The organism is Schaedlerella arabinosiphila (assembly GCF_003885045.1).
In the GTDB taxonomy this organism is placed as follows: Bacteria; Bacillota; Clostridia; order Lachnospirales; family Lachnospiraceae; genus Schaedlerella; species Schaedlerella arabinosiphila.
Map to the genome: position 1 here is coordinate 4226696 of NZ_RHJS01000002.1, position 18753 is coordinate 4245448.

Annotated in this window: 16 protein-coding genes and 1 pseudogene; all 17 read right to left on the minus strand. The window is 40.7% G+C overall.

Going from position 1 to position 18753, the window contains the following annotated elements:
* Positions 1–200: 200 nt before the first annotated feature.
* Complete coding sequence (locus EBB54_RS20040) at positions 201–2885, minus strand: hypothetical protein (protein ID WP_125128697.1); 2685 nt, start codon at positions 2883–2885, stop codon at positions 201–203.
* A complete protein-coding gene (locus EBB54_RS20045) occupies positions 2876–6001 on the minus strand; it encodes a UvrD-helicase domain-containing protein (protein ID WP_125128698.1) in 3126 nt (1041 codons plus the stop codon). Before EBB54_RS20045 ends, EBB54_RS20040 begins: the two co-directional genes overlap by 10 nt.
* A 35-nt stretch (positions 6002–6036) precedes the next feature.
* On the minus strand, positions 6037–6204 hold the full coding sequence (locus EBB54_RS20050) for a helix-turn-helix domain-containing protein (protein ID WP_125128699.1): 168 nt from the start codon (positions 6202–6204) through the stop codon (positions 6037–6039).
* Between the two features lie 143 nt (positions 6205–6347).
* A complete protein-coding gene (locus tag EBB54_RS30235; RefSeq protein ID WP_154677804.1) occupies positions 6348–6497 on the minus strand; it encodes a hypothetical protein in 150 nt (49 codons plus the stop codon).
* A gap of 20 nt (positions 6498–6517) precedes the next feature.
* Entirely contained in the window at positions 6518–6886 is a 369-nt protein-coding gene (locus EBB54_RS20055; protein ID WP_205128759.1) for a hypothetical protein, read from the minus strand.
* 19 nt (positions 6887–6905) lie between these two features.
* A pseudogene (locus EBB54_RS20060) lies at positions 6906–7472 on the minus strand (hypothetical protein); the annotation flags it as partial.
* A gap of 139 nt (positions 7473–7611) precedes the next feature.
* Positions 7612–9270 carry an IS66 family transposase gene (tnpC, locus tag EBB54_RS20065; RefSeq protein ID WP_125128701.1) on the minus strand — a complete coding sequence of 553 codons (1659 nt, stop codon included), beginning with the start codon at positions 9268–9270 and terminating at the stop codon, positions 7612–7614.
* A gap of 152 nt (positions 9271–9422) precedes the next feature.
* The gene (gene tnpB / locus EBB54_RS20070) at positions 9423–9776 is read right to left on the minus strand and encodes an IS66 family insertion sequence element accessory protein TnpB (RefSeq protein WP_125128702.1); all 354 of its coding nucleotides are present in this window, start codon (positions 9774–9776) and stop codon (positions 9423–9425) included.
* Positions 9769–10113, minus strand: a complete 345-nt coding sequence (gene tnpA / locus EBB54_RS20075; protein WP_016295406.1) for an IS66 family insertion sequence element accessory protein TnpA — start codon at positions 10111–10113, stop codon at positions 9769–9771. Before tnpA ends, tnpB begins: the two co-directional genes overlap by 8 nt.
* A 188-nt stretch (positions 10114–10301) precedes the next feature.
* Positions 10302–11597 (minus strand): hypothetical protein, encoded by a 1296-nt coding sequence (locus EBB54_RS20080; protein WP_125128703.1) that lies wholly within the window; start codon positions 11595–11597, stop codon positions 10302–10304.
* An 89-nt stretch (positions 11598–11686) separates the two neighbouring features.
* Complete coding sequence (locus tag EBB54_RS20085; protein WP_125128704.1) at positions 11687–12511, minus strand: hypothetical protein; 825 nt, start codon at positions 12509–12511, stop codon at positions 11687–11689.
* A gap of 269 nt (positions 12512–12780) precedes the next feature.
* Positions 12781–14457 carry a recombinase family protein gene (locus EBB54_RS20090; protein WP_125128705.1) on the minus strand — a complete coding sequence of 559 codons (1677 nt, stop codon included), beginning with the start codon at positions 14455–14457 and terminating at the stop codon, positions 12781–12783.
* 51 nt (positions 14458–14508) lie between these two features.
* Complete coding sequence (locus tag EBB54_RS30575; RefSeq protein ID WP_166554285.1) at positions 14509–14658, minus strand: hypothetical protein; 150 nt, start codon at positions 14656–14658, stop codon at positions 14509–14511.
* Positions 14659–14749: 91 nt separating this feature from the next.
* The gene (locus EBB54_RS20095; RefSeq protein ID WP_125128706.1) at positions 14750–15127 is read right to left on the minus strand and encodes a type II toxin-antitoxin system PemK/MazF family toxin; all 378 of its coding nucleotides are present in this window, start codon (positions 15125–15127) and stop codon (positions 14750–14752) included.
* A 570-nt stretch (positions 15128–15697) separates the two neighbouring features.
* Positions 15698–16072, minus strand: coding sequence for a sigma-70 family RNA polymerase sigma factor (locus EBB54_RS20105; protein WP_330554561.1), 375 nt, complete (start codon positions 16070–16072; stop codon positions 15698–15700).
* A gap of 610 nt (positions 16073–16682) precedes the next feature.
* A complete protein-coding gene (locus EBB54_RS20115; protein ID WP_125128708.1) occupies positions 16683–17429 on the minus strand; it encodes an HNH endonuclease in 747 nt (248 codons plus the stop codon).
* Between the two features lies 1 nt (position 17430).
* Complete coding sequence (locus tag EBB54_RS20120; RefSeq protein ID WP_125128709.1) at positions 17431–18675, minus strand: AAA family ATPase; 1245 nt, start codon at positions 18673–18675, stop codon at positions 17431–17433.
* Positions 18676–18753 lie beyond the last annotated feature (78 nt).

Genomic DNA, 18753 nt, shown 5'->3' on the forward strand with positions numbered 1-18753 from the left:
CCTCCTTTACTTCATCGGGGATATATTCAAAAAACTTTCTATATCCAAACGGATCCGAAAACGAAATATGAGCCGTCTCGTTGAACTCATTTACGCTGACGACTTTACCTGTCGCAAAAATCCTGGGATCCTGTGGGTATTCATGGTCAATCGGACACCTTACAAAGACTCCTTTTTTTATCATCATGATACCTCATTACTTACTTCCTGCTCGTTCTGAATATCTCCAAGCATATATCTTTGTCTGCACATTTATCGCATAAGCTATTATACGATCTCCGGTATTTATCCTGATTGAGATTCTCGTCACTCAACGTATGTTCCACCTCAGCCTGCGTTGAATTCTTAAACACTTCGCTAAATGCTTCATTTGCGGCCTTACTGCTGGGCACAGAAAGGAAGTTCTCGCGCTTTAGCATATAATCAATGTCTTTGTTCTTAATGCTCGTAAACTTCCCGTGCAATACTGCTTTTTTCTCTAAGTAATCTTCTGCCATATTGATGGCGTCTATTTTTTCTGAACGATTCATAAAAGGAAAATCAAAAGTCAATTCGTCCATCTGTTCAGCCAAGTAATTCCTCACCATGTTTTTCACATAAGTCTTTCCTGAAAATTCCTTTCTTGCCCGGTGCTCCAGCAATATGGTCAAATACAACTTTAAAAGGAAATCATCTTTGTAGACGGATTTTCCTTCAATAACTGTTTCCAGCAGGAACCGATAGCCGCATAATCTGTATTTCATCAGGTCATATTGCGAAAACTCTCTGTACAGCGCTTCTTCCACCGTGATATAACTATCATTTTTCTTTGCGGCATTTGGAGTATCCAAAATATACGGCTTAGGGGTTGCATTAAGAACTTTTAGCAGATAATACAGTTCATTTTCCTGATCCGGCGCATTCTTAATATAACTCAGCTTTATCTTACATTTACTAAACGCAAGCCCATACACTAACGCATAGCGTCTGAAATTCTTATACTCCAAACGTGAAGTAACATATACCTGGTATTTCCAATCTACTGGTGCCTGCGCAACTTCAAAAAAATCTATATCAAGCGGCCATGGGAATTCATCCCTATGTGTGATGCTCATATGTTGATCAGACAAACAGGCAAAGTGATAGATCTTGTCCTGATTCTTGGAATACTTTCTTAAAACATCTCCGTCAATCTGTTCAAAATTTCTGGCAATCCACCGCGCTCCCTTTCCTTCTTTCGGAACCTGCTGAAGATAAAGCTGCATCGTTTCTCTCAGACAATCAAAGGACGCCTTCGCTTCCACACCTTGAACCTCATTCAGATGTTCCAAAACTCTTTGTACGATTTCCCTGAATTCAGAGTCGATATCTTCTTTAGTCAGCACCTGTTTTACCAGCACGTCCGTCACTTTATCATAAAATGCCTTGAAATCATTTTCCTGATCACTGAAATCCTTAAAAAAAGTATCTGCCACTTCATTCAATGCCTTTAGAGCCGTGATCAGATTATCAATTTCATCAGGACTTACATCATAATACTCGATTCGAGATAGCTCCTTTGATTCAGAAGAATCTGAATCCATATCTTCTATTCTCTCTTTTAATTTCTTTAACTTTTTGATGATTCTCCTTATGGTCTTTTCATCTTGAAAATACAGTTTGCACTTATCGAAAGTGGTAACAACTTGCCCTTTCCTTCCTTCAGCAATGATTCCGCAGGAAAGGCATTCATAAATATCATTGATATCCTGAATCAGCATTCCTTTAGACTCTGCATCCCATAAATTTGTTATTGCAATAAAGAAATGTCCAATCGGATAATCCAGAAAATTGCGTTCCCCAAACTGTTCTGGAAAGTATATCTTCAGAATATCATTTACATTGCTGTTGGCTGCATAAATTTGCTCATTCATATAATACAATGCGGAATGCGCATAATTGTCCTTCGACCTCTCTACTTCAGCTTCTTCAAATTTTTTGGCAATATATCCCGCAAATTCCGTCTGATTATCAAACTGGGTTACTTCAATCCGATCAGAATAATCAATCGTTGCCGTACTTCCGGCAATCATAGCCGCAATATTATCCGCAATGCGTCCTCCCTCAAACGCCTTACTGTGATCGTAAAAATTTTGAGTTGAAAAGGTAATCTTACTCTCAAACCAGGAGTATATATTCAACCATGTCTGGTATACGTTTTTATAATCCGGAACATAATTGAACAGAATGAATACATTTTTGTATACACCCAGCATCTCAATAGTCCTCAGCATAATCGGAGAGAACTGATGGATTCCATGTACAATGACCGTGTCTTTTTTAACCTCCGCAAGTCGATCCGGATTACTTTCTTTGTAGGATGCGTCACGCAATGCATCTTCCATTGTTTTTGTAATTGATGCATCAATTTCCTCCACACTAAATCCGTCTTTCAACGAAAAGAACTTATTACGCGTTCTGCGCAGTTCTCTGTATATTTCAACCACACATTTCTGCTCATAAGTTAACGCCGCATCCTGTATGTGATCCGGATTCATACATAACTCAAACATGATCCTGATGCTCTTAACTACATACGCCCGATTTCTTTTAAGAGACAGCCGGATATCATCTATACTTATATCTTCGGCAATCAATTCATCAAAAGCCATATACCCTATAAGATTATCTACCACTGCCCTCTGATTGATTTCAGTCGCGGGACTCTCCCACTCATCATACAAGGTATTTATAAATCTCGTTATGGTTGTAAGCTTACCTTTAAAAAAGTCATTCTTATACTGATCACACAAACCATTGGCCAGAGTTTGCGAAGCGCACAAATGAAATCCGTTTTTTATAAGTTCCCAATAGAGTTCTCTATGTAATCTATAAGGATTGCTATATGTATAAATGACTATTGCCATGAATCGCTCACCTCCAGATACCGTCCCCAGCTGTTCTCTATATCAGTATCTACATCCCTTAACCACACAACATTTCTGATCGCTCTTGTCAAAGCAACATAAAGGATCCGTGATTCTTCGCTTATCTTCTCGCGAATTTCTGTCTTTTGATCAAATCCACTGCTGAAATCGGAACCCTTCTTATCATAAGAAAACCCGTATGATACTTTGCCATCCACGATATTCACGTTCAAGCTTCCAACATTAATGTTGGAGATATCTTCATTGGTAAACGGCAGAATAACTGTGCCATATTCCAATCCCTTTGACTTATGGATTGTTGTACATACCACCTGAATCTCATCAGACACCACTGCTTTATTACGCGATGCTTCCTCCTGGTGGGTGGTGATATTGATCTTAAGGAATTCACAGATCAGATTGATCGTAAGATATTCTCTGGAATATTTTCTTGTGATCTTTTCGACAAGGCATTCATAGTTTTCCCTGTATGCCTTTCTTTCATCATCCCCATGACATCTTACCCAAGGCTTTGAGGCTTCATAAATATCACGAAGCGCAACCAGTACAGGCCTTGATTCAAAATCAGTCACGATCTGCTGCCAAGTCTTACCCATATGCAGCATAAAGTATTCATTCAAAATTCTGATCAGTTCATCTGTTTTATCTGCTTCTTCATAACCCGATATCTTAGCCAGGTTAATGTCCAGATACACATAGTTCGACCGTATCAGATTTGCCAGGTAAACCTTATTGCGTGGATGCGTGATCGCCATAACAAGCTTATACAGATCCATTGTTGACGGCAGCCTGTATAAATCCCCGCCCTCCGTTACTTTAATCGTTACTCCGGCTTTTTCAGCTTCCCTAAGGATATTATTGATCTGCCAATTATAACGTACAAGAATCGCAATCTTCATTTCCTCGGGTGAAAGCTTGTGAGCTTTACTGATTATATCAAGCTTTCTGATCTGATTGCCTATCTCCTTAAACAAATCATCATACATGCTTTCTTTGTTTTTACTATGTACATCCAGCTTACAGATAAGCTTCGCCTCATCATATTCTTTTCTTTCTCTGCTTTTCAGCCTGTCCCGTAGTTCCTCATATGGAAGGATTTGTTCATTTCCCATCTCAGAAAACACAAAATGGAATCTGTCAAGCAGTCTGCTGTCAGTCCTGTAATTTCGGTTTAATGTATATTCTTTCCATTTGCCAACGCCGTTTGTTCCGGTAACCTTTTCAAAAGCACTCAGGGAAGCTCCCCTAAACCTGTAAATGCTCTGCTTAAGATCACCAACGACAAACAACCGGCACTCCGAGCCAAATATCTTCTGCAAGCCGGTTATAGTTTCAATCTGGGCATCATCTGTGTCCTGAAATTCATCCGCAAAAACATATTTGAATTTATGGCCTTGTGCCATCAATTTTCCGGAATCCACAAGATTATGAATCTGAATCATGCATTCTTTAAGGCCGATCAGGTTCTTTTCTTTAAGCTGAAGGGCATACTGCGTTTCAGCCCTCATGATCACTCGTTCAATCAGTTCGTTGAAATATGGCATACTCGCTGGTGGATTTCCGAAATCGTTTATATCCAGATCCTTTATGTCAATACTGCGGTCATATAATTTCCCGCTAAATGAAATCAGCAGTTCTTCGAGTTTATAGATCGGCATCACCAGCTGGTGTACAAAATCTGGATTTTCGTCATCCTTCTCCAGAAGATATTCGTTCAGATATTGGTGATACAATTGCTGCCTGTTGTATGTTTCACTTGTAATCTGGCTGTCATATCCCAGCCCCATTCTCATACAATCCTTCTGAAGCAAAGAAATCGCAAATTTGTGGATTGTCGAAATCTGGATTTGACTCATCTCTTCAATCAGACGCATATATTTCTCGTTTGAGGTGAGAATAAAGTAATTCATGAACATCTTTTTCAGTCTGATCTTCATGTTATCTGCTGCATCTTTTGTAAATGTGATCATAACGATCTCGCCGATAATATCGACCACCGCATCCGCTGTCTTATTACAGAGATATGCCACACGTGACACCATCGAATATGTCTTACCGGTGCCGGCGCCTGCTGTAATCAGTATGTTCCTGTCAGTTGGTGCATGCTCTATTTCATACTGCTGAAAGTTAAAGTCTGTCTTGTCCGACAGTTTTCTTAATACCCCTTCTTCCTCATCGGTCAACACCCCCTCTTCAATCAGGAGATCCTTTTCCACATAGGTATTCAGATCAGGAACAACTTCAACCTCGCAGTTAAATATACTATAGCTTTTCTTAACTGTAACGTCTTCCGATTTCCAAGTATCTATAACAATATCTTTCTTATTCGGTCGGATTTTTCTTTCGATGAACCTCACTTCAAGTTCTTTAACGATTTTCAGCATCGCATCATTGGATGAAACAAAAACGATTTCCTTGATGCCTCTAAAGTATTCCTCTGCAATCTCCACTGCATCTTCGTCACGAAAACCATCTTTGAAGATTCTCAACCGGGAATATCCGGGATTCAGCGACTGTTGTTCTGCTTTCAAGTCAAAATTAGGCTCAAAGTGATGACGTATTAAAGCCAGCATCTTAGAGTTAAGATCATCATGCTTTGTGCCTTTATCGATGGTGTATCTCTCATTAAATTTCTGGTATAATTTCAAAGCTTCTGACAGATCTTCGCTGAAAATTGTTTCATTTGACTCAGATACAATATTGAGTCCTTTTGCAAAATATTCACTTTCGGATATAAACGGATAGCATACCAAACTCATCACCAAAGGATTCATTCCCAGTTCTCGCCGAATTTTGTTCAGCAAATTAAACCGATAACCCATGGCTTGTCCACGAGGACTATCTTCCGGATTCTCCGCTCCAGCCAAAAAAATCGTATTTGCATTTATAACATTCAATATCCCATCCGAATTCCATCCTTTGACTTCAACGATAAAAAGTCCCATATTGGGAGAAATCACGCAAAAATCATACTCGCGCCCATTGATACTTCTTGTGTTATAAACAACCCAGTCTGACGGAAGATTCTTGTAAAAGTCGTGCCAAACCTTCTTCTCGCCCTCATACTTGGGTTCTTTGTCAATCATCTTTGCCATTAAGCCCACCCCACCTCAGTCATTCCGCAATTTACTCATTCATCAATCTCAGAAAACTTAAATTTCAAAAAACTTCCAATCTTATACGCGGGAACTTCATTTTTTGGGTCTCTTTGCCAGCTTCTCAACGTAGCATGTTTGATTCCCAGATACTCTGCCGCTTCATCCAAGCTGATATATTTTTCGCTTTTCAGTGTATCCATATGCTCCTTGAAATTTCAACTCCATCCATAAACTAACAGTATCTATAATAGCAGATATACATAGTTATTACAACATTGTTGACCGCTATTTGTTTAGATTTCATCTGCGGTTCCAGGTACTTTTCATAGGTCAGACGGATGACCTATGCTTCTGATGGTTCTATCACCAGTTCCCCATCCCTGCTCCGGTATCTGTACGGGATCAGTCCGCCTGCCCATCCGCCCTGCAGCACCTCCTGCATCTTCCCTGACATGAACTGGATCTGGATATTCTCCCGCTCGATCTCCGCCACAGCCTACAGGATCGCCAAGGTCAACCTTCCACCCATGGATATCCAATGGAGATGGCCATACTCTCCGTCAGGTTCAGGCTCCCCCTGGCCAGGTTAGCCGCGAAATTCAAGTCATTAGAAGCGTAGGCAGCCGGCAGGTTGTCCGTGCTCTCATACAGCAGTTCCTTATCCTCCGCCAACGCTTCAGAAAAGAGCAGGATCATGTTGGGGCAGATGGGGAGCAGGTTCCCGTTCCAGAGCAGGGCCTCGTCATACTCCCCTGTGGCGGCGTAAAAGATCCCCATGGAATTTAAGCCCAGGATGTTGTTCACCGTCTCGGTGATCATGTTCTCCTCCGTGACGGTCTCCACCGCCCTGGTATTCTTATCCGTCAGTTCCAGCGTCATCACGCCTTTTAAAACCAAATCACAGGTCAGCCAGGATATTCTCGCAAAGCTGCCGCCTTGTCTCTTCCAGACCGAACTGCAGCAGCAGATTCACGCCCAGATTCATCGTCAGACCATCATCTGTCTCCAGTGCATAATACTCTGCTTCCTGTATTTTCAGATTTGTGGAACTGACCGCTGTATATCTGGTGATGAAATCTGAAAAACCACTTGAAAATCTCTGCTTGTTACTGATATTCATAACCGGTTCATTGCCATATTTACGAAGTTCCAGTTTTCCCTCACGGTTAATACAAAAGAAACCTCCAAGCACCTGACCGGTATAAAACAGCACGTCCCTATAGGTTTCAATATCATTTTCCGAATAAATGGAAAGCACTTCCGATCCATTCGGCATGGTCTCAATCTCTGTCTGGCTATGTGCAAACTCCACACTGCAAGCCTTACAACAGAGCATGATAATCTCATAAGCATTTCCTATCGTATCGGTTGTATTAAAGTCCTTTTCAAAGCGGAGCATATAGTCATATGCCTTAATCTCCAGACAACGGATGGTGCGATTAGCTTCACTGATTTCATAAATTCCCATTTCTGTCGTAAGCAAGAAATAATCCGTACCTATTCAAAATCACCAATATTTGCTAAACTGTGCCTTAATGAGAGTTGATCTTTTATATCATCACCAAGTTATCTGCACTTTGACAAAAAAATCCACCCAGCAGTTTCTGCTAAGTGGACGCACCTGGACGATTTGTACGACAGGACTCCGGTATGGATTCTGACCATGGTAATAGTTGCTGGAGATCTTCTTTTGACGGGAATGGCCCCAGATCTTTCATACGTTCCAGTATGTAAGCCACATAGTCATATGGCTTAAGCCCATTCAGTAACGCCGTCTCCGTGATGCTGTATACGGTCGCGCTGGCCTCCGCGCCTTTGATGCTTTTGGAGAACAGCCAGTTGCGGCGGCCAATGGCAAAGTTCTTGATCGCCCTCTCCGCGGCCGAGTTATCGATACTCAGATGTCCGTCTTCCAGATAGGCTTTGAGGTATTTTTCCTGATTTAAAGCGTATAAAACGGCCTCTCCTATTTTAGAAGACCGGTTTACAGAGCCTTCCAAAGTATGCAGCCATCCGAAGAAAGCCTCTAAAAGCGGTTTTGACTGCTTCTGACGCTCAGCATATCTTTCCTCTGGAGATTGGTTACGGATCAGTTCCTCTATCTTATAAAGCATGCCGATCCGTGCCATTGCCTGGTATGCAGTTGTTTCTTTCAGCTGTTCTTTGGTAAAGCCCTTTTTTAAAGGGGTCAGGGCTTCATCAAAACGCCGCCTTGCGTGTGCCATGCACCCTGTCACGGTGATCTGCTCCGGGAGGCCGCGGTAAGCCTGGTATCCATCACAGGTCAGATAGCCACGGAACTCATCCCCCAGGAATTCCACCGGATGGTATCCACCCCTGGTTCTTTCATATTGGAAGAGAACCATCCGTGGGGATCCGCTGTATTCATCCGTAAGATACACCCACATCCAGTTCTGGGTTGTCCCTTTTTGCTCGGGCTCATCGATCACCTGGAGTCGGGTTTCATCACAGTGGATATATCTGCTGCGCAGGAATTCTTCCCTCATCAGGTCATAGATCGGCTGCAGGTACCGTTTTGCGCACAGGATGATCCAGTTGGCCATGGTCTTTGTTGACAGGTTCAGGTTATATCTTGCGAACTCCCTCTCCTGTCGCGCAAGCGGCATCCCGTTCACATATTTCGCATTCATAATGCCGGCAACGAGGGATGGTGTCGCAACACTGCCTTTGAGAAGTGACGGATCTTTCTGCGGGCGCTTCATCATCCCGCATTTGGGACAGGCATAAACATAGGTGGTCTCCTCCACCACTTCAAATCGGGCAGGGATGAATTTCAAATATTTTACGGTCTCCGTAGTCACCACTTTATATTTTGTCCCACATTCAGGGCAGAATCTGTCGTTTCCTTCTAATTTATGTTTGATCACCTCTGTGGTTTCAAAAGCGGAAAGGTCCTCTTCCTTTTTTCCGGTTGGTTTTTTACGTTTATAAGATTTTGGATGGATCTCCTCCATCTCTGGCTCGGCTGCATTGGGATCGGCCTCCTGCTCCGCCTCATTGAACAGGTCCATCTGCTCATAGCCTTCCGCGTATTTTTCGCTGGAAGAGCCAAACTGCTTCCTCTGCGCAAGTGCCAGCCGATCCGAAAGCAGTGCATTCATAAACTCCAGTTCCTTCGTTTTTTCTTTCAGGAGCTGGATCTCTGTTTCCTGTTTTTTCTGATGCACCTGCATGGCCTGTATCAATGTGATGATATTCTCTTTGCTCATATCCTGCAATTGTTTTTCAGAAAAAAGCGGTTCCATGATCCAGCCCTCCTATCTCTTGTGGTCTGAGAAAAGTATATCATGAAACCGCTCTGTTTTCGAGAGGAAACCGGATGGAAAAACAGAGGAAAATTCATTGAAAACTGCCACTTTTTCAGCTTTTTGCGAATTGACAGGAAAATCGGTGTAGATTAGATTGTGATCTTCGGATGATGTTCCTCAAAAGCGCCTTTTGGGTCGAGGGACAGTCCATCACATAACCAATGAATTTCCTTTAAGGTCACTTTTTTCAACTCATCCGGCGTATCCGGCCAGCGGAAGTAATTGCGGTCGAGCCGCTTCATCAGGATCCAGAAACCGGATCCGTCCCATTGAAGGATTTTGATGGATGTCCGTCTGCGGTTACAGAAGGCGAACATGCAGCGGGAATACGGATCCAGATGGAATTTTAGCTTTATGATCTCGGCCAGGCTGTTATAGCTCTTGCGCAGGTCTGTACTGCCGCAGGCCAGGTATACGGTGGTCCCGCCTGCCAGGTCAAGCATAATTTTTTAGTGTGTGGATCAAAGAGGCCATCAGTTCACACGGGCAACCGGTGCTGACCTCTATCCGGATACTTTCTGGAAGATGGATCGTTATGGGAGGATACTCCGACAACGGTTGGGAGGAAACCTCTAACTCAGAAGGGAGTCTGGCAAAGACTGGTTCCATCCCTTGATCCAATTCGGAAGGCTTCTGCATTTGTTTTCTGATCCAATAACTGAAAGTCGACAGGGGGACTTGATTTTCCTGACACCATTCTTTTCTTGACAATCCGCTTTTTTGGAAATCCTGAATTCGCTTCATCCAGAAATCTTCTTTTGTAAGGTTCGTTTCATTCATAGGCAATACCTCCTTGATTTGGAGCTATTGTATCAAAAATGATGGAAGATTCATAGATACGGATTATTTCGTGCTTACGGATGACCACTGTACAGTTGAATTAAAATCTGGTCTCAAGATTGATGTTGAAAGATAACCCTAGACGCACGAAACCCTCCCAGCCATGATGGTTGAGAGGGTTATTTTTATTAGTCGTCTTTTCTTTCAGGAAGATAATAAATCTTTCCATCTTTTGAAATTAGTTGAACATCTTCTGCATATAGCTCTGATGTATCCACAACATGTAATGATTCATGGCCAGATGCCTGCGCAGTAATCATTTTTGCTGTTTTCTTTTCTATTGAACGGAAATTAAAATCATCGTTAAACAGTCCGGGTATGAAATGAATCACGCTATCAAATCCAGCTCTTTTTCTGCGAATTTCGTCAGTTTCGATGCCTAGGCGCTGAGTCGTTCCATCATGCCATGCTGTAAGTCTTTCTTGCGTATCGCTTACTTGCTTTGTGTAGGTTGGCAATAACGCCACGCACTGTTCTCTTGATACAGCACCCAAGTGCAATGTATATCTCAAATCTGATATCTTGTAAAGTACATCTAATAATGACCTCTGATACATAAACCAGTTCTGTGCATTACCTAATGCCTTCTCGTAGGCTTCATAATCCAGACCAGTCTTCTTTGCGAAACCTGCAAGTGTAAGATTGGCTTGTCCAAGAAGCTGTGTACATTCTTTTTCTAAACTATCAAGCTGTGCAATCTTCGAAAGACGCAATTCATCATTTTCTAATATTTCAGTTTGGAAATCAGCAATCTTCTTTACATGAGCCACGAGTGAAAACACCCTACTGCGATACTCATTATCCTGAAAATCCTGTATCTGAGAAATGCCATCACTGATTTCACCCAGCTCAGCATTTATCTGAGTCATGTAATACTGGCCAACAACCATTGACGCAACACTCATTGCCGCTGCTGCAGTATTTGCAACAACCGCAGTTCCTTTTTGTGCTTCTACAGCCACAAGATTGGCATGACCTTTAATTCCATCAGCACCATGATAGATACCGCGAACAGCACCTTCCATTGCTTTAGAATTTGTCAGTTTGGCGCCAGCAGGAATAACCGCACGATATAACACTTCGCCATTCGCTGCTTGAACAGCCTGCGCAGCATTATTGACTGCATTCCCGGCCTGAGCTAATCCCGGAACTAGATTATTAACATGAGCCAGAACTTTGCTATCTGTAATTTCTACCAGCTTAGTTTCATCATCTATAGCTTCGGCTGGAAGCATCTCCATCTGAATAATGAGTTCATTTCCCTGATGAATCTCAGCAAGCTCATCTTTTCCGCTTATAGCTTTTGACGCCCCCGGTACTAAATCGTTTGATGAAGTAGCGTCACACTTCTTAAATTTTGTATAGATGATAATGCCTGCTGCTATTGCTACAGCTATGACAATACCTATTCCTATGTATTCCATATGTTTCGAACCTCCTATTGTTTCTATAATAGGCTTTGTAATTTTCGCGAATTAAAGCATTCAATTTTCTTACTTATCACCACATAAAATCATAAAAATGCCATAGGTGAAGGGTCAACTGCGACTTTTAATTGACTAAGCAGCTTCTCAACATAAGGAAACAACAAATTATTGTCGAAGTCTATTAATTCTTTTAATCCTTCCTCCACGCTTATCATTTTTTGGACATCTCTAATATCAGAAGGATATTCCTCATTTCCAATAAGAATTGACATAACTTTTCCACCGCGTGGTTTTTCAACCTCCTCATACAATGGTTTTCCTTTATGCTTCACAAAATTATAGAGATTTCTAATTGGGCTATTTGAGAACACTTTCCAAAATTCAACTATAGTATCTACAGCATCAGAAAATTCCGGTCTCATTACCTTTAAATAATGGAATGGATTCCCTTCAGCATGTGGAGTAGATACACCGTTTTCAGTTTTTCTAAGTAATTCATATGCTTCTTCAATTGGATGCATTCCGCATACATCTTTTGCATTTGTAACATTTCCTTCTTCGTCAAATGTGTATAAAAGATATTCTGCAGAAACATAAGTCCATGCCCATGTAAGGTCAACCAAAATGTTATAGCTTAATAATGCTGTTTCATATAATTCTGCCTTGAATTTATTTTCAATTGCATGCTGAACCTTCTCGTCATCAACCCTATTAAACCAATACTCCCAGTTATCCTCTAAAGCTTTTCTTACAAAAAGTCTAGCTGTAGTGTAGCGTTCAAAAATCTCATGCCACTTAGCCACAAAATAAATATCTTGATTTGTAGGTAATGCAGTTCCTACAATCTTGAAAGAAACACCATGCGGTGGCTCAATTTTTTCAAAAATATCACCTGTAAAAATATCTTCCATGAAAACTCCTCCTTCCATAACATCTAATCCACTGCCTGCTATATAGCCAACAGTCGAGTTTCCGGATTAGACAACATCTAAATCACTCACTCAAATTGAGTTTGCACCCTAGATAACATCTATCCTAGTGCCACAACCCACGACATCTAATCCACAGCCTAAACCCTCTGACCGTTTTTACAGTAGATATGTTTCAATATAAGAAATACGGACTTTCATGAGCTATTGCCTAATCTCAAAAAAACCGTAAATACGCTACTTTTCGCTATTTATTTCTCTTTCCTAGACATCAAACAGACAGTCTCAACGGTATTACCCCTTTCCCACAAAACTTTCCTTACTTCCTTGCCGTCAATATAAATCGGAAAGTTAAACTCTATCGACTTCAACGGCATTTTCGATTCTCCGCTCGGATATATCTGGATTTCTTTAATGAGGTAAGTGATAAAGCTTTTCTTCTCCTCGTCACTCATTATAGCATATAACTTTCCAAAGTTCTGCATGATTTTGTAAACATTATCAAGCGTGATGGCTTCCATCTCAATGGAGCTTTTTCTTAATTTGGCATCTTCAATGCGTTCCTCCAACTCCACCATCGTATCATACAAAGCATCAAGCCTTAATGTCATATCATGGATTTTTCTCTCACGGAATCGGGCATCGACAGGAAGATTGTCAATTTCATTTTCCAAACGTGCTTTATTCAAATCCACCTCTTTCAGCTTATTTTCATAATTGGCAAGTTCTTTGTCTACAACGCTTGTATCTGTCTGCACTCCGATTCGCTTTTCAATCTCTTTTGCAAAATAAGCATCGCTTACAAGCTCTTTTACCGCTTCTACTACAAGTGGCTCAATGTCGATTTTCCTTAAAGATGCCTTGTAGTCACAATGACGCCCCCGCTCCTGCTTATTTCTTCCGCATATATAATAATAGACTTCCTTATATGTGCCGTCTTTATTTGTCCATGCGTGTTTATTCGTATACATCGAACTGCCACAAAGGGGGCATTTCAGAACGCCCGTCAGAAGATGCGACCTTTCTTTGCCGATTCTCGACGGCTGCTTGATTCCTGTTGCCAAACGCTTTGCATGGACTTTCTGCCAGAGTTCCTCACTGACAATCCCCTCATGCTGCCCGTCCTCTAAGATATAATCATCTGTATGGACTTGCTTGTATTCATTTTTCGTTCCTTTGACTTTTTCCCGTGTTCTTCTGCCATATGCGATTTTTCCGCAATAAACAGGGTTGTCTAATATCTGCCGTATTAAATGGTTGCTCCATGTTTCTAACTTTCCATTCTGGCGTGGTATCTTCTTTATCCCTTGCAGATTAAGGTATTTTGCAACCCCCCCAAGCCCTATGTCTGAATTTCCAAACTTATCAAATATAATTCGGATTGCTTCGGCTTCTTTTTCCTCTATTAAAAGATGATTGTCTTTCAGATAATACCCATATGGGGCAAAACCGCCATTCCAACCGCCCTGCCTTGCTTTTTCCCTGCGTCCGTTCATGGTCTGCTCAATGATATTTTCCCTCTCAATCTCTGCAACCGCTGACAGGACGGATATGAGCAGCTTTCCGCTTGTCTGGGATGAATCAATCCCCTCCTCAATGCAGATAAGGTTTATCCCATAGGACTGGACAAACTCCAATGAATTTAGAATGTCTGCCGCATTTCTCCCAAAACGTGAAAGTTTATAGACAAGGATATACTCTATTTCCAACCCGTTTTTTATGTCGGACAGCATTTTCTTAAATGCGGGTCGCCCCTCGATTGATTTTCCCGACTTTCCTGCATCTTCGTAGATGCCGACAACTTCCATTTCCTCACGGTCTGCAAACCGTTTCAAACTATTTTTCTGCCCCTCAAGGCTATATCCGTCAACCTGCATCTCTGTACTTACTCTTGGATACAGAACACATTTCTTCCCTTCTCTGTTCATTCTAACACCTCCGATAATTTTGGAAAATGCGGTATGTAAGGTTGCGTAAACCTACGCAACACAATCCAGTTCCTGCAAAACAAATCTTCCGTATTTTTCAACCGCCTGTACCATAGCTTTTATAAAGACATCAAAGTTTTCTGCTTCATCGGCTTCATTCTTTTGTTGTTCTGCATTATGAAATTCTTTGACATTTTCCATCTGTCTACCTCCGCATAACTTAACGGCTGTATGCCATAAATTATATGGATACAGCCGTCATTTGACGAATGTGCAAATCCTCCCATTTCCACTAATTCGCACAATTATTTTCTGAAACATTTTTAAGTGAAATGCTAATGGCAAGAGCCTTATCAACCCTTGCCATCGTTTCAGTCGGCATCATTCCCATATACTGTTTCAGCCTTTTCTTATCTACTGTACGGATTTGCTCAAGCAGTACAACGGAATCCTTATCAAGCCCCTCAAAATCATTTACTGCGGTATGTGTCGGCAATTTGGATTTTGTCTGCACTCGGCTTGTAATGGCTGCGATAATGACTGTCGGGCTGTGCCTGTTGCCCATATTATTGGAAATGATAAGTACGGGTCGTGTGCCGCCCTGCTCCGAACCGACAACGGGATTAAGCTCTGCATAGTAGATGTCACCACGCCTGATTGTTCTTTCCATATTCTTTCTAACCTCCTATCTGGATTTAAGCAGGAATGTCCTGCCTATGTAACAGCCAGACGCAAGGAAGCATTTAAGGTCGGGAGAATATAAAACAAGCTCTGTTTCCATTGACCGCCCCACATCTGGCTTTATGATAAAAGGCATTTTCTATTTGTCCCCGACACCCCGAAAATGCTGATGCGTGATTACGCAAGGGAAGTCACCAAACGGTCAGCAGCGAACTGACGCCACGGGAGTTGCACCCCAACTGTCGGTCTGACAGAGCCGCCCTCATTGCCTGCGGCGGATTGGTTACCGCTCGGACTGTGACGGGACGGGAGTATCATTGTCCTCTTTGTGGGTCATGGCGGAATCGGGAGCTGCCCGATATTTTGAGTCGGTAATTTATCCGCTCGCTGCCTTTCGGCGGGTCATGGCGTACCGCTGCACACGCTTATGCTTATTACAGCCCCAAAGAGAATGTATTTGGTGAATGGGTATTCGGTTGTCAAAGAACTCTAGGAAGCCTATAAAAAAGCCCCTCACTTTTCCAAAGGAAAAAGTGAGGGGCTTGAGCGGAATAATTTTTTATTTTTCCAGAAGTTTTTTGAGCTTGGCTAATATCTTCCGTTTTCGGTCATTGATTGTCTTTTGCGGGATGCCCGAAATACTCGACCATTCCCTTTCCGACAGTTCTTTAAAAAAGATAGCATTTACCAACTTTTGTTCATCTTCCGATAACATGGCAATGGCAGAACGCAGCTTGTCCAACATCATCCTATGGACAACGGTTTCCGCAACATTTACTGCTTCATCAGCGATGAAATCAATACTATTGTCATCACCACTCTCAAACGCTTCTAAGGATAACAGACTGTTATCTGCATCAATCTTTTTCAGATAACGCCACCGCTCCTTGTCACGGTAAAACTCAACATAATGCGTTTGTTCCGTTTCAATCAAACAGCCCTGCACAGGGATAAAGAGCTTGTCCGCATAAGCCCTGTCCGTTTCTCTACGGCTGCAAAATTCCTTATAAGACAGTTCCGTATAACTGCCATTTTCTTTGATATATACCTTTCTTGGTGCGTATTTCACCGTAAGTACCTCCAATCTGAATTTTTTTGAAAATCCAGATTGGCAGGCGGTGAACGGCAGTGGGCGTCCAAAACAGACTTACGACGTTTCCCTCCAAAAAACGACAAAAGAAAAACCGCAAAGGCTGTTAGACCTTTACGGTTTAGGGAGATTTTAGTTCCAATATGCAAAAATACAACTTCTACTTGCAGGGTGCAAAGTCCACATACAGTAAGTATAATTTTTTTAAGGAACAAATCCTTAATTTTACATGTGATATATGTATTATTTTATTTTTCAACAAAAATCCCTCCAAACTTCAAAACGAAATCCGAGGGTAATTAAGCATGACAAAGCAACCCACCGAAACACCGTTTTTTTTATTCAGTGGACTTGTCCTTTTTCGATATGTAATTTAGAAAGAGCCGATGCTCTGTGAGATAAAACTCATCAGTTCATCGGCTCTGCCTGTGTCAAGTAAAGGACAAAAATTTTTTCAACTTTCTTCTTCCAATAATTGCTTTGCCCTTTTATAAACTTTACTATTATTCAAAAAATATCTGCAAAAACCTGCGTAAGTTTGTTCTGCATCCATTAATTTATCTAATATCTCTACAGAATCGCGCAGCCTATTAATTCTATTAATCCTTTTCCGTTGTGTATCAGAAGTATCAATCTCTTTTATCCACTCTTTGGCTTGATGCTCATAAGAACAAAGCGAATGAAGTAATTTCGACCTAGCATCATATAATCGTTCAGAGTTCAAATCGCATACTTCAATAGTTTTTTCAGCTACAGTATCCGACTCTTTAATTGGCACTATATTCAGAAAATAATATGTAAATATTTCTTCTGGATTATCAACACTTGGATTAACAATAGGTTCATTCCCAGTATCATGATCCCTCTTGGAATCATTACATTTTCTACAGACTGGAAGAAAATTATCCCACTTAAATGCCAAATCTGGATACAAAGATTTAGGTTTAAAATGTTCAACCTCAATATTTCCACTTTCAGCCGGTTTAGATTCACAAAATGCACATTTATTAAAACTAGAAGCAAATAATTTATCTTTTATACTTTCATGTCTGTAATGTGTCCACATAGCATTTTTAATTTCAATTGGAATTTTTGCATACCCTCCATATTTACATATATTATTTTTTAACTCATCAGTCCATTTATCCGCATTGTCTAACAAAATTTGAGGTGGAGTTTTATCTTTGCTTATGTGTATCATTTCAGTCCTCCAAAAGTAACTCTGCCAATTTTATTTTTATTTCATTTACTATTGTATTATTGGGATGCACAATTAAATCCAGTTCTTCTATACTCCGTTGTATTCCTTTAATATCTTTATTCATAATGTGTTCCATAGCTTTTTTTAATACAATATTATACTTCTTATTTTCAAGATTTTTAACTTCCATAACATCTTCTAATATTTCGTCTGTACTCCATCCAGAATAACATTTATTACTGGGAGCTATATCGATAACATTTTCTCCACTAGGTATTTTTATTATCTCTCCTGCATATGCACTTGCAATTAAATGAGGTGAATGTGTCGTAATTATGAATTGCAACTTAGGAAATATTTTATCTAGCATACCTCTGATAATCAGTTGCCATTCTGGATGCAAATGAACATCTAATTCATCTATAAAAACGGTTCCCGCAGCTCTTTGAATTGACAAATTTTCCTCATCATTTACTGATTCAATCCACTCTACAATGGCAAAAATAAGTGACAAAACTGCTTGAAAACCTGCGGACAATTCTTCTAAATAGCATTCTTTTCCTTTAAGCATAAATATAGGTTCTAAATCTTTTTTGATTTCTTTAAACGAAAAATCCTTTCCAAAAGGAGAAACTGCACTTAAATTATCAATAATCCAATCCCAATTTTCTCTATATTTATAAGCCCACTCTTTTTCAATTTCAAAATATCTATTAATCATCCATTGTTTTACATTAGGTAAGTAACCTCCTTCAACACTACTAATAGACTGCTCCCTATAATAATTTCTCTTCTGAATTGGTAATGCTTCTTTTTTCATCCCTTCAATTTCTTGGTATTCAATCCTTCGATATGCTCCTAAAATCAATGGAGCAAAATTAATACCTTTTTCCTCTAAATCGCTTACAGCGTAAGTTGCGGAAATATTATCATCCATTTGGGGAGCTACCCACATATTATGACTAGCTTTTCTATAATCTGAACCTTCTCGAACCCATCCTTCTCCTAATCCGACCCTGATACTCTTGCCATCATCATTATAATCAGCCCAAACAGTTGCATTATCCCCATATCGAAATACATTTGCCCTTCCGGGATTTAAAATGATTGCCATATATTTAATCAATGTTGTTTTTCCACAGCCATTGGCACCAACTAAAAAATTAAATTTTTCATTAAATTTAACCTTGGCTTCTTTATATTTTCCTATATTCCTTGCATATAGACATTCAATATACTTTCCCATCTTTCCTCCTATGACTGTTACTCCACTTGAATCAAACGTTTTCGCATTCTATAATATTTTGTTATTTGTTCTGAATGT